Genomic DNA, 25247 nt, shown 5'->3' with positions numbered 1-25247 from the left:
ACCGCTTCACTCCATCGTTTTCACTCCATCGATGATCCCTCTTCGTTGCACCAAGCGATTCGCTCATGACGCCTGAACTCGGCCAGATCGCACTGATCCTGGCATTACTGCTGTCGCTGGCGCAGGGCGTGTTGCCACTGGTCGGCGCCTGGCGCGGCAATGCCGCGTTGATGGGCATTGCGCGGCCTGCGGCGGTCGGTCAAGCGGTATTCGTGTGGATGGCGTTCGGCCTGCTCGCCTGGTCGCTGCTGTCGCTGGATTTTTCGGTGGCCTATGTCGCTGCCAACGCCAATATCGCCCTGCCCTGGTATTACCGCTTCGCCGCGGTGTGGGGCGCGCACGAAGGCTCGTTGCTGCTGTGGATCGCCATTCTTGCGACCTGGACGGTGTTGCTGGCCGCTTTCAGCCGGCATCTGCCGCAGCAGTTCGCCGCGCGCGTGCTGGCGGTGCTGGGGCTGGTGTCGGTGGGCTTTCTGGCCTTCATCCTGCTGACCTCCAATCCGTTCGGGCGGCTGTCGCCGATTCCGCTGGACGGCAACGAACTCAATCCGGTGCTGCAGGATCCGGGCATGACCTTCCACCCGCCGGTGCTGTACACCGGCTACGTCGGCTTCTCGGTCGCATTCGCGTTTGCGGTGGCGGCGTTGCTGGGCGGCGAACTGGAACAGGCCTGGGTGCGCTGGGCACGGCCGTGGACCAACGTGGCCTGGGCCTGCCTCACCGCCGGCATCGTCGCCGGCAGCTGGTGGGCGTACGCGGAACTGGGCTGGGGTGGCTGGTGGTTCTGGGACCCTGTGGAAAACGCCAGCTTCATGCCATGGCTGGTCGGCACCGCCTTGATCCACACCCAGGCGGTCACCGAAAAACGCGGCAGCCTGCGTGCGTGGACGATCTTGCTGTCGATCCTGGCGTTCTCGCTGTCGTTGCTGGGCACCTTCCTGGTGCGCTCGGGCGTGCTCACCTCGGTGCATGCGTTCGCCGCCGACCCGCGACGCGGGCTGTACATCCTCATTTTCCTGGTGGCCGTGGTGGGCGGCTCGTTGCTGCTGTACGCCTTGCGCGCACCGAAGATCGCCAGCGGCAAACCGTTCGCCGCCGCCTCGCGCGAGACGGGCATTTTGATCGGCAATCTGCTGCTCACCGTGGCCGCCGCGATGGTGTTGCTGGGCACCTTGTTCCCGCTGATTGCGGACGCGTTTGGCCTGGGCAAGGTCTCGGTCGGGCCGCCCTACTTTGGCTTGCTGTTCCCGTTGCTGATGCTGCCAGTGGTGCTGTTGCTCCCCTTTGGCCCCTACCTGCGCTGGGGCAAGGCCGAGCCGGCGCCACTGAAGGAACTCGGCACGCGCGCCGGTATCGCGGCGATTGCGTGCGCCTTGGTCGGCAGCCTGTTTGCCGATGGTCAACTCAGGGCGATTGCCGGGATCGGCGTCGCCGCCTGGGTGGCCGCCGGCACCGCGTTGTACATGCACAAGCGCTGGCGCGAAATGCCGCGCGGCCGGCGTTTTCCCGCTGAAATGGCCGGCATGTTGCTTGCGCATGCGGGTGTGGCGGTGTTCGTTGCCGGCGTGCTGGTCTCTGAAAGCCTGTCGGTCGAACGCGACGTGCGGCTGGCCCCAGGCGAGAGCGCAGAGATCGCCGGCTACGCTTTCCGCTTCGATGGCGTGCAACTGATCGATGGGCCGAACTGGAAGGCCGAACAAGGCAGCGTGCAGGTCAGTCGCGATGGCAAGGTGGTTGCGCTGCTGCATCCGCAAAAACGCCTGTACAGCAGCGAGCGCATCCAGACCGAATCGGCGATCGACCCCGGCATCAGCCGCGATCTCTATGTCGCACTGGGAGAGCCGTTGGACGACCAGCACATCGAATACGACTGGACCTTGCGGCTGTACTACAAGCCCTTTATCCGCTGGATCTGGGCCGGCGGCCTGCTGATGATGCTGGGCGGCTTTGTCAGCGCCTGCGCACGCCGTTTTCGTGCGCCTGCCGTCGCGGGCAAGGCGGCCACATCGCCAGCACACGACTCTATCGTCAGCGCGCAGGAATCCCACGCATGAACCGTCTGCTGCCCTTGCTGGGCTTTTTGTTGCTGGCGGCGCTGTTCGGTTTCGGCATCTACTGGACGATGCAGCACAACCCGCGCGATGTGCCATCGCCGTTGATCGGCAAGCCGGCGCCGGCGTTTTCGCTGCCGCGGCTGGACCAGCCCGAACAACGTGTCAGCCGCGATCAGCTGTTGGGCAAGCCCTACGTACTCAACGTGTTCGGCAGCTGGTGCGCCGAATGCGTGCACGAACATCCGGTGTTGATGGCGCAGGCCAGCCGGCTCGGTGTGCCGCTGATCGGCTACAACTACAAGGACGCGCCCGCCGATGCCACGGCGTGGCTTGCGCAATACGGCAACCCGTATGCCGTGGTGATAGCGGACGAGGCTGGCCAGACCGCGATCGATTTCGGCGTCTACGGCGCACCGGAAACGTTTCTCATCGATGCGCAAGGCGTGATCCGTTACAAACACATCGGCGTGCTCACACCCGATGTCATCAACGACGCACTGCTGCCTGCCATCGCCGCGCTGCCCAAGGGCGCGCAGTGATGCCGGCTTGTCTCTCGCGGTGCTGGCACTGGCGTTTGCAAGGCCGGCAACTGCGTCTGCTACTGGTGCTGCTGCTTGGCGTGCTGCTTGCACCACCGCTGGCGGCGCAGGCAGTGGACCCGCTGCCGTTCAGGAACCGCAGCGAGGAAACGCGTTATCAGCGGCTGACCGCACAACTGCGCTGCCTGGTATGCCAGAACGAGAACCTGGCCGACTCCAATGCCGAACTGGCGCGCGATCTGCGTCATCAGGTCTTCGCACAGATTCAGGCCGGCCACAGCGATGCGCAGATCAAGCAGTACATGGTCGAGCGCTATTCGGACTTCGTGCTATACGACCCGCCGGTCAAGCGCGGCACCTGGCTGCTGTGGTTCGGCCCGCTGTTGATGCTGGGCGCGGGGGCAGGCGTGGTGCTGCACACCGTGCGCAAACGTGCGCGTGCCGGCACTCCGGTCGCGCCGCAAGCCGAGGAAGAGTGGTGATGAAGGGTTTTTACTGCATAAGTGCGGCGCTGCTGGTGATCGCACTGCTGTTGTTGCTGGTGCCGCTGTTGCGCCGGCCAACGCGCAATCGCGGCACACGCTATGCGCTGCCGATTGTGCTGGTGCTCGGTTTGCCGATCGCCACCGCCGGCCTGTACCACCTGGTCGGCACGCCCGACGCGATCACAACGCGCGTGTACGCTGCGCCAGCCCAACAGACAGTGCAGGCGACACCGGATGTGCCTGCTGCAGCCAGCGCGCAGCCACAGGTCATTGATCCGGCCGAGCAGGCACAACGGCAGGCGCTGGATTCCTGGATGCAGCAGGCCAAGGCGCAAGAGCAGGAAAACCGCGCTGCCGACGCACGCAACGCCTATGCGCAAGCGCTCAAGCTCGCCCCCGACAACAGCGCTGCCATCGTCGGCTGGATCGCGGCAGACATGGGCACGCGCAGCGATTTTGCCATCGACGCCGCATCGCGCGCACGCCTGCAACAGGTGATCGCACGCGAGCCGGACCATCAACGCGCCCTGTGGCTGCTCGGCATCAGCGACTTCCAGCAGCAGGACTACCGCGCTGCCACCGAACACTGGCGCCACCTGCATGGCTTGCTGGACAACGGTTCCGCGATGCAACGGGCGGTGGCCGAAAAGATCGCCGTGGCCGAATCGCTGGCAAGCGCGCGCCAGTCCAGCCGCGCAGCGCCCTGATCGCAGCCGCAGGCTGGGTCGGCGTTCAACGACACGTGACGCCAGCCCACCACAATGGCGCCTGCGTCAAGGCCGCGATGGAACGCGCACCAAACTCAGGCCGACGGGCCCAGCACTTCCTGCAACTTGCCGCTGAATTCTCCCAGCGTGAAGGGCTTGGCGATCATGCTCATGCCCTCGGCGAGAAATTCGCCGCGATCACGCGCGGTTTCCGCATAGCCGGTCATAAAGATCACCGGCAGATCGCGACGTGACTGCCGCGCAATTTCCGCCAGCTGGCGCCCGTTGAGTCCCGGCAAGCCCACGTCGGTCACCAGCAGGTCGATCCGTCGCGATGAGGCCAGGATCGGCAGCGCCGCATCGGCGTCGGCCACCACATCGGCCTGATAGCCCAGCTCGTTGAGCAGTTCGGTGACCAGCAGCCGCACCTGTTCGTCGTCTTCCACCACCAACACCTGCTGGCCTTGCCCGGCCAGCACCGCACCGGCCTGCGGCTGCGGCAACGTGGTGTGCGAGTTCACCCCCGCCGGCAGGTACAGGCTGACCGTGGTGCCCACGCCGATCTGCGACTCCACCCAGACCTGTCCGTTGGACTGCTGCATGAAGCCATAGATCATCGACATGCCCAGACCGGTGCCCTGCCCGATCGGCTTGGTGGTGTAGAACGGCTCGAACACCCGCTCCAGCACGTCCACCGGCATGCCGGTCCCGGTATCGGCAACCGACACCACCGCGTAATTGCCCGGCGCCAGCGTCACTCCACGGCCGAGTTCGAGCGGTTGTGCGTCCACCAGCAGATGACGGGTGGTGATGCGCAGCTGCCCGCCATCGGGCATCGCATCGCGGGCATTGATGGCCAGGTTGAGCAGCGCGCTTTCCAGCTGATTTTCATCGACATAGGCCTGCGGCAGCTCTGCGCACAAATCCGTCTCCAGGCGTACCGATTCGCCCAGGGTGCGCATCAGCAACTCCTGCAGCGACACCACCAGGTCATTCAAATGCAGATGCCGCGCTTCCAGCGATTGCCTGCGCGAAAACGCCAGCAGGCGCTGGGTGAGTGCCGCTGCTCGCAACGCCGAGGCCGAGGCCACGTCCAGAAAGCGTCCCAACCCTTCGGTGCGGCCTTGATCGATGCGCAACCGCGCCAGATCCAGCGCCGACAAAATGCCGGTCAACATGTTGTTGAAATCGTGCGCAATGCCACCGGTGAGCTGGCCCACCGCTTCCATCTTCTGCGCCTGACGCAACGCCGCTTCGCTGGATTCGCGCGCCTGCATCTGCTGCTGCAACTCGACCGTGCGCTCGGCCACCTTGACCTCAAGCAGGCTGGCCTGCTGCTGGATCGACTCCATCGCAAGCGCACGTGCGGTGATATCGGTGGCGAACACGTGGAAGCCATCCACCTGACCTTGGGCATCCAAGCGCGGCATGTAGCGGATCTCTGCATCGCGGCGACGTCCATCGGCATGCGGCCAGCTCGCTTCCATCGTCAACGACTGCCCGGCCAATGCCGCTTCGATCCAGGCACGGCGTTCGGTCACCACGTCGGGGCCGACCACCTCCGCCAACGGCCGCCCGATCACGTCCTCTGGCGGGATGCCGATCCAATCCTCGTACGAGCGGTTGGCGAAGCGATACACCAGGTTCTTGTCGATGAAGGCGATCAGCACCGGCAACGCATCGGTGACCCGGCGCAATTCGGCTTCGCTCAACGCCAACGCGGCCTTGCTCTCGGCAAGTTGCATCATCTGGTCGCGAATCACCAACTGCTTCTGCCGCGAGCGCAATGCAGTGGAAATGGCGCTCAGCAACGAGGCCGAACTCAGCGGCCGCTCCAGTTCGATGACGTTGGTCATCTCCGGCGGAACATCGGCGCGGCGCCCGGTATGGGTTCCGCGCGGCGCACGCAGCAGCACGAACGGAATATCCGACCATGCGTCCTGCCGCTGCAGAACCTGCGACAACGCATGCAGGTCGCCGCTGATCGCCTCCTCGGTCAACACCACCATGCCGGACGTATCGACCAGATCTTCTGCCAACGCGGACAGAGAGCCATAGACCCGGCGCGTCAGCCCTCGCTGACCGACGATACCGGCAATGCTGTCGGCATCACGACCGAACGGCGCGATGATGTGGACGATGGAACCGTCCGGCTCACAGGTGGTCAAGTGGGCCATCCAGCAGTGGCACGATGTCTCCGACGAAATGCGGGGTACCGGTCAGCACGCCGTGGAACTTGTCCAGCGGCTCGCTCAGCTGGATACCACCGCTGCCGATGCGCAATTCGCGGATCGAATCTTCGTGTGCGCCACTCCGGTTCTTGATCACCGACAAGGCCTTGCGAATCCGCCCTTGCGCCTCGAAGAAGCGGAACAGGATGACGGTGTCGGCCATGTAGGAGATATTGAGGTTGCCGGTCGACATCGTGCCCACCAGACCATGCTGGGGATTGATCAAGAACGTGGTGACGCCGCTCTGGTTGAGGTACGACAGCAGCTCATGCATCTGCAGCATCAGCTGCTTTTCCTGTGGCATCGACGACAGATAGCCGTTGAGGCTATCGATCACCAGGATGCGGCAGTTGCGCTCCTCGACGCTGGCCCGCACTGCCCAGGCAAACTCGCCGGGAGTCAGCTCGGCCGGGTCCATCTGATGCAGTTCCAGCATGCCCGAGTCCAGATGCTTGCGCAGATCCATGCCCAGGCTCTGCGCGCGCGTCAGCAACGTACCGGTGCGCTCGTCGAACTCCAGGATGCAGCAATGCTCGCCGCGCTCGCAGGCAGCGTTGACGTATTGCAGCGACACATTGGTCTTTCCGGAGCCGGCCGGCCCGGTCAGCAGCGTGCTGGTGCCACGCAACGGCCCTCCGTGCAGCAACGCATCGATGCGCTCCACGCCGCTGGACACCGGGTCGCCGACAAACGGCACATGGTGGTCGGACGCGATCAGGCGCGGATAGATCCGCATACTGCCGGTGGTGATGGTCAGATCGTGATAACCGGCGATGAAATTCACACCGCGCAGCTTCTGCACCTGCATGCGCCGACGCGCTGCACCGAAGTCCAGCGTCATGCGCTCAAGCGAAATCACCCCATGGCACAGACTGTGCAGATGCGCGTCGCGCTGCCCGTTCTCGCCGGTGAGATCATCGACCAGAAACACGGTGATATTGCGCGGCGCAAAGAATTGCTTGAGCGCCAGCACCTGCCGCCGATAGCGCAGCGCATCCTGCGCCAGCAGCCGTAACTCGGACAGCGAATCGAACACCACGCGCGTCGGCTTGATCCGATCGATCTCGGCCTGGATCAGCTTGACGGTGCCATCGAGCTCCATTTCCCACGGGTGCAGAATGGATTGCTGACGCCCGTCGCCCAGAAACGCCTCGGCCGAAGCGAGCTCGAAAATGCTCAGCGCCTCCAACGACCAGTTGTGCGAGGCAGCGACCTCGTTGAGCTCGTCGATGGTTTCCGACAAGGTCACGTAGAGGCAGCTCTCGTTGTTGGCTACGCCATCGAGCAGGAACTGCAGCGCCAACGTGGTCTTGCCTGACCCTGGCTGGCCCTCAAGCAGGTACAGACGATTCGGCGGCAGGCCACCGCGCAGAATGGTGTCGAGCCCCTCGGTCCCAGTGGTGATGCGATTTGCGATCTTAGGCGTCGAATTTTCCATGACGTTAATTTATCACGCGCACGTAATACTCCGGCGCCCTGGGCTGAACTGATCAGCTTGTTTTGCTTGACGCAATGCGCAAGACCACCCTTTGGTGCGCCTGGCGTTGGGGCTCTTTCAAAGCGGACAGGCCATAGCGAGCGCCAGTATGGCTGGTCACGCAACTGCGCTCCGGCGGCTTTGTGACTCCCACACATCCATCACATGGGCACCGATAGCGTTGCGACTGAAGCAGGTCGCGTTGTCGCGCGTGCTCAAGGACAGCAGTGAACGATGTAACAAGCAACGCACGCATTCTATTGGTCGAAGACGATGATGCAATCCGCGAAATGGCGGCCGATATCCTCGGTGACGAGGGGTATCAGGTGGTCACCTCGGGAGATGCCGAGCAGGCGATGGAACAACTGGCATCGGCGCGCCCCTTCGACCTGCTGTTATCGGATATCTGCCTGCCCGGCATGAATGGCCGCGACCTGGCCGATAACGCGCGCCGCCTGTACCCCGCGTTGCCCATCGTGTTCATCACCGGCTACGCAGGCGCCATTGCCAAACGCGCGGATTTTCTCGATACCGGCATGCGCCTGCTGACCAAGCCATTCTCATTACGCGACCTGCTGGGCGTCGTAGAAACGGCGCTGTAGGCGAACCCGACTGAGCAATTTCTGCAGGCTGCCGGTTGCGATACCAGGTTTGCCGGCTGCCACAAAGCGCCATCATTGCGGTTGACGCTCCAGTAGTTGCGCCACGCGCTGCTCCAGATCCGCCGCCAGAAACGGCTTGGTCAACACTTCCATGCCGGTGTCCAGTTGCCCTGCGCCCACCGCAGCGGTCGCCGCATAGCCGGTGACGAACAGCACCGGCAATGTGGGGCGATACTGGCGGCCCGCATCGGCGACCTGGCGCCCGTTCAATCCGCCAGTCAGACCGACATCGGTCACCAGCACATCGATGTCTTCATGCGAGCGCAAGCGCTCCACCGCCGCGCTGCCTTCGGCAGTCTCGACAACGCGGTAGCCGGCTTCGGTAAGCACCTCGGACATCAGCACGCGAATCGGGGTTTCATCTTCCACCAGCAACACGGTACGGCTGCGCGCCACCGAGCGCTGCGGTTGCGCATCCGTCGCCAGCACATCCTCGTGCGCGAGCAAACCGCTGAAACGTGGCAGATACAGCGCCATGACGGTCCCGACGCCCACTTCCGAATCGATCCGTACATGTCCACCGGATTGCCGGGTAAACCCGTAGATCATCGACAACCCCAGCCCGGTGCCCTGCCCGATCGGCTTGGTGGTGAAGAACGGCTCGAACACCTTGGCCATCACCTCGGCGGTCATGCCGGTTCCGGTGTCCTGCACGCTCAAGCACACGTAGTCGCCAGCCGGCATGTCCAGTTGCTGGGCAGCGCTGTCATCCAGCGCACGGTTGTGGATGCCGATGGTGAGCTCGCCACCATCCGGCATGGCATCGCGCGCGTTGATGCACAGGTTGAGCAGTGCGTTTTCCAGCTGCGGCGCATCCACCAGCACCTTCCACAAGTCGTCCGCCGAACGCTGCTGCAAGACGATCGACGGACCCAGCGTGCGCGCGATGATGTCGTGCATGCCGCGCACCAGCGATTCCACGTCCAGCGCGGTCGGCGCCAATGTCTGCCGACGCGAGAACGCCAGCAGGCGCTGGGTCAGTGCCGTGGCACGCGCCGCGCTGGATTGCGCCATGTCCACGTAGCGCTCCAGGCGGTCGTACTTGCCTTGTTCGATGCGCGTCTGCAGCAGTTCCAATCCGACACTGATCGCGGTCAGCAGATTATTGAAATCGTGCGCCAGGCCACCGGTCAGTTGCCCGACCGCTTCCATCTTCTGGCTCTGGCGCAGCTTTTCTTCGGCCAGCAACAGCGCGGCGCTGCGTTCGCGCACGCGCTCTTCCAGGGTTTCGGTGAGCTGGCGCAGCTGTTCTTCGGCCATGCGCTTATCGGTGATGTCGGCCGCAGTCCCGAACCACTCCACGATCTGCTCGCGCTCATCGAGCAACGGAATCGCGCGCATCAAGGTCCAGCCGACGCTCTGCGCGGGCCCGCGCACGCGGTATTCGATATCCACGCCGGTCTTGTCGGCAATCGCGGTGGCAATCGCCTGCGCCAGACGCGCGCGATCGTCCGGGTGCACCCTGTCCTGCTGCCAGTAAGGCGTGGCCGGCAGCGCATCGCGCAGTGCGCCATCGCCCACCAACTGGCGCAACTCACGCCAATCGGCGCTGGCCGAAAAGATCGATTGCGACGCCGCACGGACCAGCGCATCGAGCCGCCGCTCGCTCTTGCGCAGCGCCTCGCTGGCCAGCCGCTCGGCGGTTCGGTCGCGCAGCACCTTGACGAAGCCGATCGCCGCGCCGGTTTCGTCGCGCAGCACCATCAACGAACCGTTGGCCCAGAAACGCTCGCCGGACTTGCGCAGATGCCAGCGTTCGTCCATGCCGCTGCCGCTTTCCAGCGCGGCAGCCGCCTCGATCAAGATCTGCCGGCGTGCAACGTCTTCCGGGGTAAAGGTGCGCTCCAGCGATTTGCCGAGCATTTCGGCCTCGCTCCAGCCCAGAGTGCGCTGTGCTCCCTCGTTCCATGTGGTGACCAGACCCTGCAGATCCGTGGCGATGATCGCGTAGTCCATCACGCTGTCGAGGATCTGCCGGTTGCGCACCTCGGCCTCGCGCACGGCGCGCTCCAGGCTGATGCGATCGGTGATGTCCAGGCCCTGCACGAAGATGCCGGAGACGGCGCCATCGGCGCCGGCAATCGGCTGATAGACCAGATCCAGCAGACGCCGCTCTATCGGCCCGCCCGGCACCGACTGCACGTTGTAGGGCAGCGCATTGGCCGAATACGCGCGCCCGGAGCGATACACCTCGTCCAGGCGCTGCAAATGCCCTTGTTCGACCGCGTCGGGCTGCGCTTCGGCCAGCGGACGTCCGATCACGTCACGGTGGCCGATCAGGCGCGAATAGCACGGGTTGGCGAACTCGATCCGGTGCTGTGGCCCGCTCAGGAAGGCCATGAACATCGGCGCCTGCTCGAACAACCGGATCAGCCGCTCATGTTCATCGGCCAGGCGGTTCTGCGCCAGCTTGCGATCGGTCACTTCGTTGGTAACGCAGAACGCGCCACCCACGCGGCCATCGTCCAGGTAGATCGGCGAGAACGAGAAGGTCCACCAGGTATCTTCCGGCGCACCGTAGCGGTTCATGCCGATCGGCACTTCCTCGAAGCGCGACGCGCGCCCGGCAAACGCGTCCTCGACCGGCGCACGCACCGCCTCCCAGGCATCGGCCCACAGCTCGCGCAACGGCGCGCCCAAGGCCTGCGCTTGCCGCGGCCCCAGGATCGGGGCGTAAGCATCGTTGTAGAAGAAGATCAGTTGCTCGCCCCACACCACATACATGCTTTCCGGCGAACTGAGCAGCAGATTGACCGCATTGCGCAGCGCCGATGGCCATTGCGCACAAGGCCCCAACGGCGTGGATGTCCAGTCGTACGCACGCACCTCCTGCGCCATGGCGCTGTCGCCATGCGGGAACGCCGTGCTCATGCGGCGTGCTGCCGCGCAACGAACCTGCCGCACTCCCGGCGCGTATCGCCATGCGCGCATGCAGCGCAGATTGCGGCCAGATTACCCATCAACCAGTCGTGCATCTTTTCGAACCATTGAAAGAGATCAGTTACCACCCGTGCCCAGCGCCTGCGAAAGCGGCTAGCCGTCAGCCGCGTCCCATCCGGGGAGACGGTATCCAGCAGGCGCGCGCAGTCTCGCGCCGGCCCACCATCTTACGGTACAGGACCGCTGTGACGATGGGCATCAAGCCCGGCCGACACGCGTCCAGGCCAGCAGCGTCGCCGCGCCAGCAGCCTGCAGGAAGGCAACGACCACGCCTTGCCGCCCTGACCGCAGCACCAGGACGATCAAGGACGCCCGGTGCGCGTGCGGCGCCGATAAAATCGCGCAATGGCCGCAAGGTATTGCACGGTTGCGCACATCCAGGATCGACATGAACTCATCCCCCTGGCCGCGGTGGCACCGGGTTACCTGGCCAATCACGCGACACGGGTCTTCAATCGGCTGGTCGATGCACAGCTGCCGCCGCATGGCGTCTCGTTGACATTGATCGGCCCGATCATGCTGCTGTCCTGGAAAGGCCCGATGTTGCAACGCCACCTGCCCGGCGAAAACGACCCGCGGTGGATGGATCTGACCATCGCCCACTTCACCATTGCACGCCCCCCCGACGACGACCGTCTGTGGCGCTGGCATCACGCCACTGGCGGCCGCAGCATTTCGTTACGGCCGGATCGGCACGGCACCGCACGCGCCATCCGCTGTCTGTAAAAACAGCCCGAAGGCGAGCAGGAGTGGAGCGTCGAACAACAAAAACCCTATCTGCACGCGCGCTGCGCCGATGCCGGCTGGCAGGCGGCACGTGTGCTGGATGGCATGAACAGTACCGATGATTTTTACTTCGCTGCCTTGCGGCAAGTGCGCGTGCAACGCTGGCACAAGGGGCGTGTGGCACTGACCGGCGATGCAGCCTGGTGCGCGACACCGCTGGCCGGTATCGGCACCACGTTGGCGGTTACCGGCGGGTATGTCCTGGCAAACGAGATCGCCTGCAACGACACCCTGGGGAGCGCATTTGCCGCCTACGCCGCCGCCATGCGGTCGATGGTCGAACAAGGCCAGGGCGTCCCGAAAATCGGGCCGCGACTGATGAACCCACATGGCCGGCTCGGCATTCGGCTGCTGCAGGGCGGGTTGAAATCCACCAGTCGGCCGAGCGTACAGAATTCCTCCGCAACGCTGATGACGCCGTCGATCGAGGCACCAAATCTGTCGGGCGACGACCGAAACCGACCACTGCACAATCGCCAGTGCCCTCGCTGCGGATAGCAAAACGCGATGACGGCAATGCCCTGCGGCAGAGGGCATTGCCACGCTGGGGCGCCCCTGCCCTGCTGATTCCACGGCTGCCCGCAGACGCGTTGACTCATCTGCAAACGCCGCCTCGCCTGGCGGGCTGACGGCATTGCACCGCGCGCGTCGGCGCACGCCCGATTACACGGCGGTCGAAGATCCGCACCAATAGCGGGTTGCAGACACACACATACAGCGGCGCGCCTGATCGTGGCGCGATGCGTGCAACCAGCGGACCCAGAGCAACCGCACCTGAATCAAACGAACCCAACCGTTTCATTTCCTGCGGTTGCGGTCGCTAACCAACGCGTCGAGACACGTCCGTAGCAGCGCTAGCGCTGCTGACGCATTGGTGTCCCGAGTGCCTTCGCCTCCCTGCTGTCGCCGGGAATTCCCCGCTCTCCCGCTAGTCGGATCACCGATAGAACCCCTATGTCCTTCTTTTCGAATCTGCGCATCGGTCAGCGCCTGGCGCTTGGCTTCCTCGCGATCATCGTGCTGATGGTGATGCTGACCGTCGTCGGTATTCAGCGCGTACAGAGCATCGACCAGCAACTCACTGCCATCAACCAGGTCAACAGCGTCAAGCAACGCTATGCCATCAACTTCCGCGGCAGCGTCCACGACCGCGCGATCGCCTTGCGCGACGTGGTGCTGATGGACAACCCGGCAGACCGCCGCGCCGCCGAGCAATCGATCGACAAACTGGCGGCGGACTACGCACGTTCTGCACAGCCGCTGGACGACATGATCGCGGCGTCTTCGGATACGAAGGAGAACGCCATTCTCCAGCAGATCAAGGCCATCGAGCAACGCACCATTCCCTTGATCGCGCAAGTGCGCGCGTTCCGCGATGCATCAGACAAACCGCACGCAGAGCAACGCCTGCTGCAGGAGGCACGTCCCGCCTTCATCGCCTGGTTGGCCAGCATCAACGCCTTTATCGACTTGCAGGAAGCCAAGAACGGCGAAGCGGCCAAGGATGCCATGGCCAGCGCACGCGGCTTTGCGATGCTCATGGTGATCTCCACGGTAATCGCTTTGTTGCTGGGCGCGACGATTGCATGGTTGCTGACACGCAGCGTGGTGCTGCCGCTGCGTCAATCGCTGCGCCTGGCAGAGCGCATCAACGACGGCGATTTGCGCAGCCAGGACATCACGACCGGCAAGGACGAATCCGGACAACTGCTGCGCGCCATGCAGCAGATGCAGCGTCGCCTGCAAGAGGTGATCTCCGCGCAACGCCACATGGCCGCCCGTCACGACGCAGGTGAGATCAGCTACCGCACCGACGCGCAGCAGTTTCCCGGCGAATATGCGCATATGGTGCAGGACACCAATGCGTTGGTGCATGCGCACGTGCAGACTCAGCTGCGCATCACCGAGGTCATGGGCAGCTATGCCATCGGCGATCTGGCACCGGAAATCGAGCAGTATCCCGGCGAAAAAGCCGCCATCACCGCTACCATGCAGCAGGTCAAGCAGAACCTGCGCGCCATCAACGTGCAGATCCAGCAACTCACCCAGGCGGCATGCGCCGGCAACTTCGCGCTGCGCGGCCAGCCGGAAAAGTTCGAGCACGACTTCCGCCTGATGGTCGAAAACCTCAACACCATGATGGGCACCTCCGACAGCAACCTGAGCAAGTTTTCCGACTTGCTGCACTCGGTCGCCGATGGCGATTTGACCGTGCGCATGTCCGGCAACTTCCACGGCGTCTTTGCCTCCATGCGCGACGACGCCAACAGCACCGTGCACCGCCTCACCGATATCGTCACGCATATCCAGACCACGTCCAACAGCATCGACTTTGCCGCCGAAGATATCGCCACAGGCAACCAGGAACTGGCGCGACGCAGCGAACTGCAGGCAGCCAGCCTGGAGCGCACTGCAGTGTCGATGAAAGCCCTGACGTCCACCGTCAAACAGAACGCCGAGCATGCAGGTCGCGCCAATCAACTCGCACTCGGCGCAGCTTCGATCGCCTCGGAAGGTCGCGATGTGGTCGGCCAGGTCGTGGAAAAAATGTCTGGTATCGAAGCGGCGTCCAGGCGCATTGCCGACATCATTTCGGTCATCGACGGCATCGCCTTCCAGACCAACATCCTCGCCCTCAACGCTGCTGTGGAAGCCGCGCGCGCAGGCGAACAAGGACGCGGCTTCGCTGTCGTGGCCTCGGAAGTGCGCACGCTCTCGCACCGCTCATCGGATGCCGCGAAAGAAATCAAACGCCTGATCGACGACTCCGTGCAACGCGTGGCCGACGGCTCTGCGCTGGTACACAAGGCCGGCACCACCATGGGCGAGGTCGTCACCAGCGTCCAGCACGTCACCGACATCATGGGCCACATCTCGGCCGCCTCGCAGGAACAGGCCAGCGGCATCGAACAGGTCAACCAGACCATCGCCCAAATGGACGAAACCACCCAGCAAAACGTCAGCCTGGTCGAAGCTGCGAGCACCGCCGCACACTCGCTGGAAGAGCACTCCACCCAACTCATGCGGGCTGTTGAGGTGTTCAAGGTCAAGGTCGCGGTGGTGTAATCGATATCGAATGACAGGGGCCCATATCGGGCAAGTTTCTACGTTACGATGCGACTGTTTTTAGGGGTTGGGTCATCGCTGGCGGAAGGACCAACGCCCAGCGGGAGAGCGGATGAGATGCTGGGGAATTCGCATCGGGTTGTGTCCCGATTCGTGTCCTGCCTGATGCTCTCCCAGAAAAGCAAAACCCCCTGATAAATCAGGGGGTTTGCGAGACCTGGCGGAGAGAGTGGGAGAAAGTAGAAACCAATCCATCTCTCTGATTTGCAAGTGAAACACAACCCGAAAATGTGCCCTGGTTCGTGCCCTCGCGAAGCTTACATTATTCGCGGAGGCTTGGGACGAGGGGCAGCCGATCTGGCTCGGGCCGCCTTCGGCACGGCCCTGGGCCGTGCTTGCGGCGTTGGGGTGACGCGAATGCGTCCATTCCCTGTTTTTGCGCGTGCTTCGGCACGCGCTGCAAATGACACAGGCTCCACACGAACCTCATTGGTCGCGTTGGCCTGCATTGTTCTCCCGCCACCCGATTTGCTACGGCTACCGTAATACGACAAGCTTTCAGTTGATCGGTGGCCCATAGTTTTTGCTGCCTCTGCGGCTGTCATCGCACCGGTTGAAACGGCTTCTTTTAGTTCACTTCCGACCTGGTGACGGAAGGAATAGCAAGACAATCCTGATGAGGCCAGTCCTCGGTTCAGGCTTCTGTAATCGGCATCGGAAGTCTGCATTTTCCAGGCCTTCCCGTGCTTGGCCACTTCCTCTGCCAATGCTTGGGCTGCGCTTCCTTTGACTGGCACACGAATGACCCGGACCTCTTGCCCTCTATTATGCGCATCACTGCACTTGGCCCCTAAAACCTCAGCGGTTAAATATTTTCCGCCTTCGGTTACTTTTAATTTTATGCCCTTTTTTAGTTCTGCTGGCCTCACCCCAAACAGGGACAAAACTGCCAAGCGTTCCGCGTGGCGTTCTACCAATTTTGTCCCTTTCTTGTTTCCAGCAATGAGTGCGACCGTCGCCAAATTTGGTGACGGTGCGCGGGTTGATCGCTTGGATTTGGACACTGGACGAATGCCTTGTTCTTTCAATTTTGCAGCCTTGTGAGCCCAGGTCTTCCTATGAGGCTGCATAAATTGCTCATCTAAAACCGCTGCCATATTAAAAGCTTGCTCGGTGCAGTATTGGGCTTTTTCTAGTTGCCCTGCCTTTCTGGCCACCTCAGAAGCAGCACGCCAAGCGCGGGTGTCTTGCTCTAAGCAATATCGTGTCGCGGTCCGTAGGAAATCCCAGTGGGCACGGGTAGAGGCGGCTTCCAAGGCGGTTTTGCCTGATGCGCGCAGGTTGTCATAGGCACGGCGATACTTCTCTGCTGTCTCATTGCTGATGTCTCGCTTTGGACAGTCGTCGAGGATGTTGCGCGTCTGGCGGTCCGCGTGCAGCGTCCACGCCTTGCCATCGCTTTGCGATGCCAGGCGGGCACGCGTTGCACGCTCCCGAAGCGCAGAAGCATGCTTACTCATCCAATCGCCACCTACCGGTGACAATTGGATATCGTGCGCACTATTCGAAAGGCTCTCGCCTTTCTCACTGTTCGGCTGGCTCCCGCCATCCTCACCGACCCTACGCTTTTCGCTTCGGGTCGTGTGTCCTTCGCTCTCGCTTCGGACACGGGAGCGCCCAAAACGGCTAACGCCATTTTGGTCACTCCCCACATTGTCGGACGGTTTGAAACCGTCCGACAATGTTTTGAAGCCCAAAGCTGCTGCTGAAAAAATGTTCAAGGGTATTGCCGATCTGACTTAGATATATTATCCCTCAAATTATCCGGAAGCCAATAGATATTGCGCTAAATAATTTTCTATCTATATTATCCGGATGTCCGGATCGCTAATAAATCGAAGAAAAGAAATGGATCGCCTCGATCTTTATCTTGACAAGGAGGTCGCAGCTTTATTGCGCAAGCGCGCCGCTGAACTTGATTTGCGCCCAGGCACTTTTGCGGTTCGCTTGCTTACAGCTGCTGTCAGCAATGAACGCAAAGCCTCCAAATCCAAACCATAATTCAGCACTGACAATCCCGGGAATTTCCCGGTTCCATTTAATTTTTCTGCCAATGTAAATTCACGGCTATAAGTCGAATGGTGTTCGTCATCAAGCTCATGACCCACCAATTGCGCTCTCAACTCGGAAGCAACCCCCGCCCCTTGTAGCTCTTGGATAACGGTCTTCCTGAGTGAGTGAAACCCTCGCTTAGCTTCCGGCCAATCGGAGCCGACTGTGACCAAATGGCGGGTGAAGGCTTTGGAGATCCAGTTTCCTGCACCATTTTTTGCCTTGGGGTCTGCTTGACTGAAAAGACGGGTCTCCCCTCTTTTCTGCTGCACCTCGACAAAATCCAATAGACCCAGCTTAATTAGATCGGGATGGATTGGCACGATCCGATTACTCGACTCATTTTTAACCCTCTGCCCATCTCCTTCATCGCCAATTTTGATGGCTAGAACTCCATCAATTTTGGCAACATCAGTCAGCAACAATTGACCAACTTCCGAGGCTCTTGCGCCAGTGTAGAGTCCCAAGACGCTTGCCCAGCGGGCACCGGGTGACATTTTTTCAAAATTGATTGACGAATAAATTGCCAGCAATTGTTCAGCAGTAAAACTCTTAAAGCCGAGTTTTTTGCGCTGACGCTTTTCCCTTGCCCCATATTTAATATGGTCAGTAGCTGGATTATCACCCTTCGGATAATATCCCGAAGCCATCGCCCAGGCAAAAAAACCAGTTTTCCCCAGATACGATTGCTTATTATAAATAGCGGGCGTCGAATTACCCTTATCTCTCAAATGTTGATAGAACCTTGCCAAATCAGGTCTTCCAATCGTATGCACATCACGATGCAATCCAAGATAGAAGGTCAAATCTTCGATCGCTGTTTTTTTTATGGCTAAGGTTTTAGGAATTGTGACGGCCTCCAAACTTGCCAGCCACTTTGTTTTAGCATCCCCTAAGGTAATCGTTTCAGCCACTGTCATAGCAGCTGGATCAGCTGATTTTGGCTGATGCAATTGACCAATGGCCGCTATTGCTTCCATTGCTCTTGCGTGATCTGCCTCATCGTTGGCCTTTAATCGATAGCCATTCGGCAAATCAATCTCATAGGCCCGAGAACCTTGCGCGGCAAGATTTTTCAGCACTTCATCGACGGTGATCTTCGCCACACCTTGCCCACGCATTGCTTTGAAAGCCGCAGCATATCGCGAGGCAAGCCACAAAGCGGCTTGCCGGGCATCCAAGAGGTTGTGTCCCAAGCTTCGTTTGATGAACTCGCGCCCGATCAGCTTCCGCAGGTCAGTCGGAACGCGCTGACGGTATACATAGCGGCCTGAGGCCGTCTTGGTCAGGTAGTGAGGTAGCTTCATTCGGAATGTGCCCCGAATTGTGCCTCACCCGCATCTGTCAGCCCTGTTTTTTGTTGTTTGAAATCAACAACTTACGCAGGAGTGGCGGAGAGAGTGGGACTAAACGTTCTCCACCCTAACTCATTGATCTGACTGCAAAACACCAACCGAGCCGTGTCCTAGTGTATGTCCCTAAAGAATACGCCCACCGCTGCAAAACAGGCAACGTGACTGTTGATGGTTAGCAGAAATTGGGGGGCTAGCCTAGCGGGCGGGCGGCAACCAATAAGGTCCGCCCGATTTAGAGTCAGGGCTACTGCCCTGAACTACTGATGTCACTTTGGTGCCGTGCCTTCGGCAATGAAGCCCCTTGTTCGCCAAGTAGCGCGAACAAAGCTCTTGAAGTCGTAGCCGTCTCCCAAGGTCAACTTGTCTGCGTGGTCAGATACGATAATTTGCGGCATCACCCCCGTGTCCCTTGCAGTCTGATCACAGAACCTGGCGAGCTGGGTAAACATGTTGTTCACCGCGTTCATGTCTTCGTCAACCCGAGTCTCGCGCCTGGACTGCTTAGCCAGATCTTCGGGGTCGAAATGCTCGGCATCATCCAGGGCGGTCGGGAAGTAGACCTGAGTAGGCTGATCTAGAAATAGGATGGGTGGGATCTTGCACTTTGCCTCAGCCGCAAAGTGGTAATGCAGCGCCAAGAAAAGAGCCAAGTGTGAGTAGAGCCAGTTCGCTCCACTTCCCATAGAACGGAGATAGACACGGCTTTTTTCATCTTGCTGATACCAAAGCTCAAAGGTCTCAATATCGAAGCGCAGCTTCGAAGGCTTGTAAGTGTCTTCAAAACTAAAGAGATCGCCGAACTCGCGCAATTTTGCATCGATACTCTCACTCAGTAAAGCGAGACTATTATCAGCCCGATATTGTGCCAACAAGTGAGCCACGCGGGTGACCTCCTCTTCCCAGCGCTTAGCCTGCGCGGAAAGCTCGGACTCCGGCTTATCCAACTGATCCTCAATTGCAATCTCAAGCAACAATTTAGATTTAGTGGCCTGCTCGTCAATTGATCTCGACGAATCGAGCCTTTTAGCTTCTTCGTCAATTGGCTTCATTTCGGCAGCGATTGAGCGCAGCCGATCATCTATATCACTGATCTTCTCCTGAACTTTTCGCCCTTCTGCTGCAAAGCTTTCACGCGCATAGGTCGACAGTCTGAGCTCACCATTCAGCCAGTTAATCGCATCTACGAGCTTATTTGCCTCAGTCGCCGGTGCCAACGTATGAGACTCGCAGATTGGGCAAATGGCTTCAAATAGCTCAGTCGAATCAGGTGATCTGTCTGTCTTCATGTCCACGCTAAACTGCGTAGCGGAACCAACAGCTTCTGACACAAGCCTCAGCTGGCCTTGCAACTCGCGTTTTTCAAGGAGCGCCTCGGTCCGTTTGCGACTCAGTGCTTCTCTTCTGACCTCAATCTCATTGGATAGCACATCAATTCTGACCTGTCGCCCATAGATCTGGCTCAGTAGAAGAGAGGGGCGCGAATAGATCTGCTCTGCGGTAGCCTCAATTAGATCCACTCCGGCCAATGCTTTAAACTGAGCCAAGAGATCTCTGTATCTGCCAATTGCAGCTTCCCTGCGTTGGGCTTGCTTAGGTATCTGAGCCTGGATTTTTTTTAACTCATACTTTGCAACTTCGTGTTCTTTGAAAAGATCAAAGTAAGCCTCATCCACAAGACCCATAAATATCTTGAAGTGATTGATTGCTTGGTCGCGCTTTTCCCTCTCATCGAACCTATAAAATATCGCATGCTTGTTGGCAATGAGGTTTTGATGTTGCAGCATGAACGAAGAGAAGGTTCGCACGGAGGGGGTAGCAGCCTTGTTTCTGCCGGCAAGCTTGAAATAGGGATCTTCGTCAATGTTCGCCAATGTGATTGAGAAATAGCGACCAAGGCTCTTCTTGAACTCAGCCAATGGCATGAAGTGCTTTGAAGCAAAGAACGCTGCAGGCTGTTCAATTAACTCCATCAGTGCATCTGGATCAGTGCCTTGCTGTTCAAGCAAGAAGCCATGATCCGACCTTTTCCTTCGTGCAGCCACCAAAAAATATCCCGGGAACTGCCACACCACGAAAAATTTCTCTGCGCGTTCCGTGATGATTCCAACCGGAATCGTGTCCTCACTACTGCCAAGGCAATAATCAAATATTTCGAGAATTGCACTCTTACCGGTAGAGGACTTTCCCGTAATGACGTTAAGGCCTGGCTCGAATTTTACTTGATGAAGATCGCCGTCCGTGTCAACAACGCCGATGTAGCGAATAAAGCATTTCATAGTGACTTGAACCCCAACATCCTGTAAATGGAGACGACATCCGCTTCCGAAAAAATTAAGGAAAGTCGCCTAGCCGCAGCCAGGTGCTCTTCGACCGCATTGACTCCGCGAACTTCACGAACGGACTTCACTGCCAAACTTTCAGTTATCTCGATGCTCCGCTCAGCTTTTAGAACGAGCAGCGAAGCATGGGTCAGCGCCTTGAACCGGGCAGTGTTATGAACAAGACCGACAAGCCTGGACTGATCATTACAAAGAGTGCGAAGACTACTTCTGCTATTTGCAGCAACAAGATATTTTTGCGTCGTCGGATACAAAACCATTGGCAGAACCAAATAGCTGAGCAGCAAGCCCCGCTCGCGAGGAGCAGCACCGTCGTAAAATTCATGAATGACCGGCGCCAACGCAAACGGTGACCGTTGAAGTGTATAGAGATGTTCAACTGGCCTAGGTGTCATTCCCAAAGCTTCCACTGGAAATCATTAAGAGAATCCCCGGAGTCTTGATCGGCCAACATATGATAGACACCATTGCGAAAGGCAACTGGCGTGAAATCATAGCTCCCAAATACGACTACGGGCCTAGCGCAGGTCTCGTGGTAAAACGCGCGGGAATTTCTCTGACGCTCAGAGTGGCTAGGCAAAGGAGGACTGCGGTCAATCCAGGAGAGGCGAGAAGAGCAATGCAATTGGAGGTGACTGCTGCTGTATTCTTCAACATCTTCACGCGACGTCGCGCAATCCTTGTATAGCTCCGCAATATATTTATCTGCGGAGAGACGATCAACCGTGGCCTGTCCGATTGTGCGCTTATCAGCTCCGATCTCTTCCAACTTCCTCACATATAGCCGTTCGCGCATACTGGCTTCCTGTGCTTCTAATCCTACCTTGCCGGCATCAATACGCGGAAACTTAACGGTGCCAACCATGTATCGTTTGGTGAGCTCCGCGATCTTCGAACTGAACTGCGCGCTGGTGAAGCTCCATCCCTCAGTCATCTTCATTGCATTGGTCATGAACCCGAAAAGATCATCAAGGAACTCGTCTTGTCGGTGCGATAGCACAGCCCTCAGATACCTCCTCTTATATTGATCAATCAACCCAAGGAGGTCAGGCTGGTCGGTAATCAACTTCACCTTGGCCAATACTTGCTTTAATGCTTCCCTCATGCCTGGGGCCATAACGAGCCGCTGGAATTTCAAGACCTCTGGTATGTGCTCTTGCTTGCCCTTTCTTGCTTTGGCTTTGGACTCGGACATAACTGCACTATCGCCGTCTCGGGATGTAGAACGGTCCGCATACCTTTTTTCAGCATCTTTATGGATCTTCTCCAAGGCTTCTAGACGCTGATCCAAGTCTAGGCCCTCCCAGTTCTGGATCGACGCGCGCGCGCCGAACTCCTGGGTTGTAAGCAGCACCAAAGAAGCATAGTCCTGGTGTGGAAAGTCTTCGTTCAACCAGTTTTTGAGCGTCTTCCAGAGGTTCTCGTGATTGTCAGTAAGATCACCGCTGTAGTCCTTGACCTCGACTTGTTCTCGCCCCTCGACCGTTACGTCACCAAACACTTCAATCCATAGAACATCATCGGGTTGCAATGTATGACAATAGTCTATCGCTACGTGCACTTGATATTTCAGCGCTTCTAAGAGCCGAGTGGCATCAACTGGCAGCTTAGGGCGCACGCTCACCTCGTTCTCGGCCTGCGCGGAGAGGCCGGGGAGATCCAGCGGCAATAGCCCCTGACCAGACGTAGCGATACTTTTTGACGACATGAAAAAAAAGTCCTCTTTTATTCGTCATCCGCAGAGTAGAGGTAGTAGGAGCCTAAAGGCCCATCCATTCGCACTTCAGAGTGAGGCACGGCTTACTCCGCACCTCCACAAGATGGCTGAGGGAAGAAAGTTATTACACTCTACCAAGGCATACAAGGCCATTCTAGAGGAAGGGCACACAGCTGCTTTCCAGCTTTAGATTTCCTCTTCGCCGCCGATAACGCCATTTGGTGCGCCATAAGCGATTGACCACGACTTCGCGTCATTTAAGTAACAAGACCGTGCGGGAGCGATAGAAGCATCTTGACCGTTGGCTATCAGAACATGATCTGTCGCCCCAGCGCCCTTCCGTCACTCGCCTGGCGGAAGCACATAACCGAGCTCAAGCACAGCCCAGGCCTTTGTCTTTCGGGACACTTAGCTATCCGGCCTTTGCCCTACCCAAAAACAGAGGCGGACCGACTTCCAGGCAGTTTTCTCAGCCGATCTGGCCACGAACCAGAGAATGGAATACATCGACGTGAGAAAAATGTGGGCTAACGGTCACAAGTCAAGCCTGAACGCTCTGAGGGCCTGGCGCTATGATATCTCGCAAGAGCTAGAAGTCTTCTAGCTCGCCTTTTAGGAGTTCTAATGAGCTATACCGCAGAGATTAGCCGCACTAGCCCAACCGCTTTTCTGTTTTTGGTCGATCAATCCGGCTCCATGCAGGAAGTGATGACGAATGGTAAGTCCAAAGCTCAATTCGTCTCTGACGTGCTCAACCGCACACTTGCAACGCTGATCACGCGTTGCACCAAATCGGAGGGAACGCGCAACTATTTCGAAGTCGGTGTGCTTGGCTACTCAAACTCGGACGCGCAGAATGGTCTGGCGGGCGCCCTCTCGCACACCGTGCTCCACCCAATCTCTCAAATCGAAGCCAGTCCTTTGCGCGTTGAAGACCGAGTCAAGCGGGTCGACGATGGCGCAGGTGGCTTGGTCAGCCAGTCCATCAAGTTCCCGGTCTGGTTTGAAGCACGCGCCTCTGGCGGCACCCCGATGTGTAATGCCATCACCAGCGCAGCCGCTGAACTTGTGGCCTGGTGCGATGCGCATCCAGACAGCTATCCGCCCACCGTTCTCCATGTCACTGACGGCGAATCCACAGACGGTGATCCGGAGGGCCTTGCCCAGCAACTCCAACAAATTGCCACGAATGACGGCAATGTTTTGCTGTTCAACCTGCACGTAAGCGCTAGCGGTGGCGATCCAGTGACCTTCCCGATCTCGGACGCTGGTCTGTCTGACAACTACGCCAAACTCCTTTTCCGGATGTCGAGCCCCCTGCCCCCGCACTTGCAACAAGCTGCTCAGGAAAAGGGAATCAAGGCGACCATGGAGTCACGCGGCTTCATGTTCAACGCAGAGACTGCGGAGATCGTGGACTTCTTCGACATTGGAACGCGAGCAGCCCAGCTGCGCTGACCATGCCCATCCAGATCTTGTTCGACGGCTCTGTTGCCAAACATTTGGACGCGCCGGAAGCCAATGAAGACGCCTATCGTTTGGCAGCGGCGTCCGGACGCATCGTGCTGTCTGACGGTGCATCCGAATCGTTCGACGCCAAGAACTGGGCCGCGCTTCTTGTGGACCAGTTCTTGGAGCACCCTGCCAATCTGTCTGATGCGATAGCCACATCCACGCGGCAATACGAAGCGCTCCATGACGCGCCAAATCTGTCTTGGTCGAAGGCTGCTGCCTATGAGCGCGGCAGCTTCGGCACCCTGCTTGTTGCACAAGACGAGGCCGAACAGTTACAGATCAGAGTCACGGCGATTGGCGATTCGTTTGCCGCACTCACCGATGGTGAGCAGATGCTCGCGTGCGCGCCCTATGAAAGCTCGGAGCAGTTCTCCCTTCATCCAACATTGATCAGCACTAAGCCTGATCTCAATGCCCCCTTATTTGAAGATGGCAGCGGGGTCTGGACTGAGGTGGTTTGGCCCTATGAGACCCATGGATATCGGCTTCTCTTGTGCATGACAGACGCGCTAGCCGCGTGGCTGCTTGAACACCAGGAGCGCAGTGATCCCACTGCCCTTGAACGACTTCATGCTGTCAGAGAGTTGGAAGAGCTTGTCAGCCTTGTCGAAGAAGAGCGAACCAAAGGGAGCATGAGGCGGGATGACACCACCCTCATCATCGCCGCGTTGACTGGCGCCGGACATCTATGAACTATCCATCGCTTGAGAAATACAACGAAGCACTACAAGCGCCTGCGCGTGCGATTCAAGATCCACAGCTTAGAGCCGGGCAGTTGCGGACCACCGGACTGGGGTTGCCATTGGCTTTGTGTGGCGGCTTTGCACTGACCTATACGGTTGATACGGGCGGCAAGCGTTTTGCGCTGCGTTGTTTTCACAAAAAATCCAACGATCTAGAACGGCGCTATCAGGCCATTGCACTCCGACTCAAGCAACTTGCGAGTCCCTACTTCCTGCCGTTCGATTTCATCCCTAACGGGATCCTGATCGATGGAAACCTCTACCCCATCGTCAAAATGGAGTGGGCTCAGGGCACCACGCTTGCCGAGTTCTTGGAACGCAACCACGGAAATGCTGCTGCGCTAACCAAGCTTCGTCAGGCGCTTGCAGCTCTTTCCGCGTATTTGGAAGCACAGCAGATTGCTCATGGCGACATTCAGCCTGACGACATCCCCCCGCCCTGAGTAGCGGCTTGGTTTAGAGTCCGGGGGTAATGATATCGGTGTTGGCCAGATGTTGGGCATAAGCAGCCGGGGTCAT

18 protein-coding genes and 2 pseudogenes are annotated in these 25247 nt (G+C 59.2%); 11 read left to right on the top strand and 9 right to left on the bottom strand.

Features of this window, described 5'->3' with window-relative positions; genetic code table 11:
* Window positions 1-65 precede the first annotated feature (65 nt).
* Genes GGR62_RS17025 through GGR62_RS17010 form a run of 4 tightly spaced genes read left to right on the top strand, consistent with a single transcriptional unit; the run spans window position 66 to window position 3785 of the window.
* Window positions 66-2054, top strand: coding sequence for a heme lyase CcmF/NrfE family subunit (locus GGR62_RS17025; RefSeq protein WP_184409030.1), 1989 nt, complete (start codon window positions 66-68; stop codon window positions 2052-2054).
* A complete protein-coding gene (locus GGR62_RS17020) occupies window positions 2051-2593 on the top strand; it encodes a DsbE family thiol:disulfide interchange protein (protein WP_184409029.1) in 543 nt (180 codons plus the stop codon). The genes GGR62_RS17025 and GGR62_RS17020 overlap by 4 nt, the downstream gene beginning before the upstream one ends.
* Window positions 2593-3075, top strand: a complete 483-nt coding sequence (locus GGR62_RS17015) for a cytochrome c-type biogenesis protein (protein ID WP_184409028.1) — start codon at window positions 2593-2595, stop codon at window positions 3073-3075. The genes GGR62_RS17020 and GGR62_RS17015 overlap by 1 nt, the downstream gene beginning before the upstream one ends.
* Window positions 3069-3785, top strand: coding sequence for a C-type cytochrome biogenesis protein (locus tag GGR62_RS17010; protein ID WP_184409027.1), 717 nt, complete (start codon window positions 3069-3071; stop codon window positions 3783-3785). The genes GGR62_RS17015 and GGR62_RS17010 overlap by 7 nt, the downstream gene beginning before the upstream one ends.
* Window positions 3786-3880: 95 nt before the next feature.
* Here GGR62_RS17010 and GGR62_RS17005 read toward each other — a convergent pair whose 3' ends face one another.
* Together GGR62_RS17005 and GGR62_RS17000 are read right to left on the bottom strand one after the other, a co-directional pair.
* On the bottom strand, window positions 3881-5953 hold the full coding sequence (locus GGR62_RS17005; protein WP_184409026.1) for a PAS domain-containing protein: 2073 nt from the start codon (window positions 5951-5953) through the stop codon (window positions 3881-3883).
* Window positions 5940-7454: an ATPase domain-containing protein gene (locus GGR62_RS17000; protein ID WP_184409025.1), complete on the bottom strand. Its 1515-nt coding sequence runs from the start codon at window positions 7452-7454 to the stop codon at window positions 5940-5942. The genes GGR62_RS17005 and GGR62_RS17000 overlap by 14 nt, the downstream gene beginning before the upstream one ends.
* 329 nt (window positions 7455-7783) lie before the next feature.
* Between GGR62_RS17000 and GGR62_RS16995 the strand changes: the two genes are divergently transcribed.
* Window positions 7784-8095, top strand: a complete 312-nt coding sequence (locus tag GGR62_RS16995) for a response regulator (protein ID WP_260288733.1) — start codon at window positions 7784-7786, stop codon at window positions 8093-8095.
* Between the two features lie 72 nt (window positions 8096-8167).
* Here GGR62_RS16995 and GGR62_RS16990 read toward each other — a convergent pair whose 3' ends face one another.
* Window positions 8168-11026, bottom strand: coding sequence for a PAS domain-containing protein (locus tag GGR62_RS16990; RefSeq protein WP_184409023.1), 2859 nt, complete (start codon window positions 11024-11026; stop codon window positions 8168-8170).
* 267 nt (window positions 11027-11293) lie between these two features.
* Window positions 11294-11485, bottom strand: a complete 192-nt coding sequence (locus GGR62_RS20965) for a hypothetical protein (RefSeq protein ID WP_221229327.1) — start codon at window positions 11483-11485, stop codon at window positions 11294-11296.
* Here GGR62_RS20965 and GGR62_RS21325 point away from each other — a divergent pair.
* The 3 genes and pseudogenes from GGR62_RS21325 to GGR62_RS16980 form a co-directional block, all read left to right on the top strand.
* Window positions 11471-11647 (top strand): annotated as a pseudogene (locus GGR62_RS21325) (MarR family transcriptional regulator); the annotation flags it as partial. The gene GGR62_RS20965 and the pseudogene GGR62_RS21325 overlap by 15 nt on opposite strands.
* A gap of 6 nt (window positions 11648-11653) precedes the next feature.
* Window positions 11654-12379 (top strand): annotated as a pseudogene (locus tag GGR62_RS16985) (FAD-dependent monooxygenase); the annotation flags it as partial.
* A 456-nt stretch (window positions 12380-12835) separates the two neighbouring features.
* Entirely contained in the window at window positions 12836-14947 is a 2112-nt protein-coding gene (locus tag GGR62_RS16980; RefSeq protein ID WP_184409022.1) for a methyl-accepting chemotaxis protein, read from the top strand.
* Window positions 14948-15264: 317 nt separating this feature from the next.
* On the opposite strand, the gene GGR62_RS16975 is transcribed toward GGR62_RS16980, so the two are convergent.
* The 5 genes from GGR62_RS16975 to GGR62_RS16955 form a co-directional block, all read right to left on the bottom strand.
* Window positions 15265-16728, bottom strand: coding sequence for a hypothetical protein (locus GGR62_RS16975; RefSeq protein WP_139792708.1), 1464 nt, complete (start codon window positions 16726-16728; stop codon window positions 15265-15267).
* A 144-nt stretch (window positions 16729-16872) separates the two neighbouring features.
* A complete protein-coding gene (locus tag GGR62_RS16970; protein WP_260306253.1) occupies window positions 16873-18366 on the bottom strand; it encodes a site-specific integrase in 1494 nt (497 codons plus the stop codon).
* A 314-nt stretch (window positions 18367-18680) separates the two neighbouring features.
* Window positions 18681-20690 (bottom strand): DUF3732 domain-containing protein, encoded by a 2010-nt coding sequence (locus tag GGR62_RS16965; RefSeq protein ID WP_184409021.1) that lies wholly within the window; start codon window positions 20688-20690, stop codon window positions 18681-18683.
* Window positions 20687-21163, bottom strand: a complete 477-nt coding sequence (locus tag GGR62_RS16960) for a three component ABC system middle component (protein WP_221229315.1) — start codon at window positions 21161-21163, stop codon at window positions 20687-20689. Before GGR62_RS16960 ends, GGR62_RS16965 begins: the two co-directional genes overlap by 4 nt.
* Entirely contained in the window at window positions 21145-22461 is a 1317-nt protein-coding gene (locus GGR62_RS16955) for a hypothetical protein (RefSeq protein ID WP_221229313.1), read from the bottom strand. The genes GGR62_RS16960 and GGR62_RS16955 overlap by 19 nt, the downstream gene beginning before the upstream one ends.
* 633 nt (window positions 22462-23094) lie before the next feature.
* Here GGR62_RS16955 and GGR62_RS16950 point away from each other — a divergent pair.
* Genes GGR62_RS16950 through GGR62_RS16940 form a run of 3 tightly spaced genes read left to right on the top strand, consistent with a single transcriptional unit; the run spans window position 23095 to window position 25171 of the window.
* Entirely contained in the window at window positions 23095-23928 is an 834-nt protein-coding gene (locus GGR62_RS16950; RefSeq protein WP_184409020.1) for a vWA domain-containing protein, read from the top strand.
* A gap of 2 nt (window positions 23929-23930) precedes the next feature.
* Window positions 23931-24677: a hypothetical protein gene (locus tag GGR62_RS16945; protein ID WP_184409019.1), complete on the top strand. Its 747-nt coding sequence runs from the start codon at window positions 23931-23933 to the stop codon at window positions 24675-24677.
* Window positions 24674-25171: a hypothetical protein gene (locus tag GGR62_RS16940; protein WP_260306249.1), complete on the top strand. Its 498-nt coding sequence runs from the start codon at window positions 24674-24676 to the stop codon at window positions 25169-25171. Before GGR62_RS16945 ends, GGR62_RS16940 begins: the two co-directional genes overlap by 4 nt.
* The last annotated feature ends 76 nt before the right edge of the window (window positions 25172-25247 follow it).

Source organism: Xanthomonas sp. 3075 (genome assembly GCF_014197275.1).
Lineage (GTDB): Bacteria > Pseudomonadota > Gammaproteobacteria > Xanthomonadales > Xanthomonadaceae > Xanthomonas > Xanthomonas campestris_B.
This window is presented reverse-complemented; position numbering and strand designations above follow the sequence as displayed.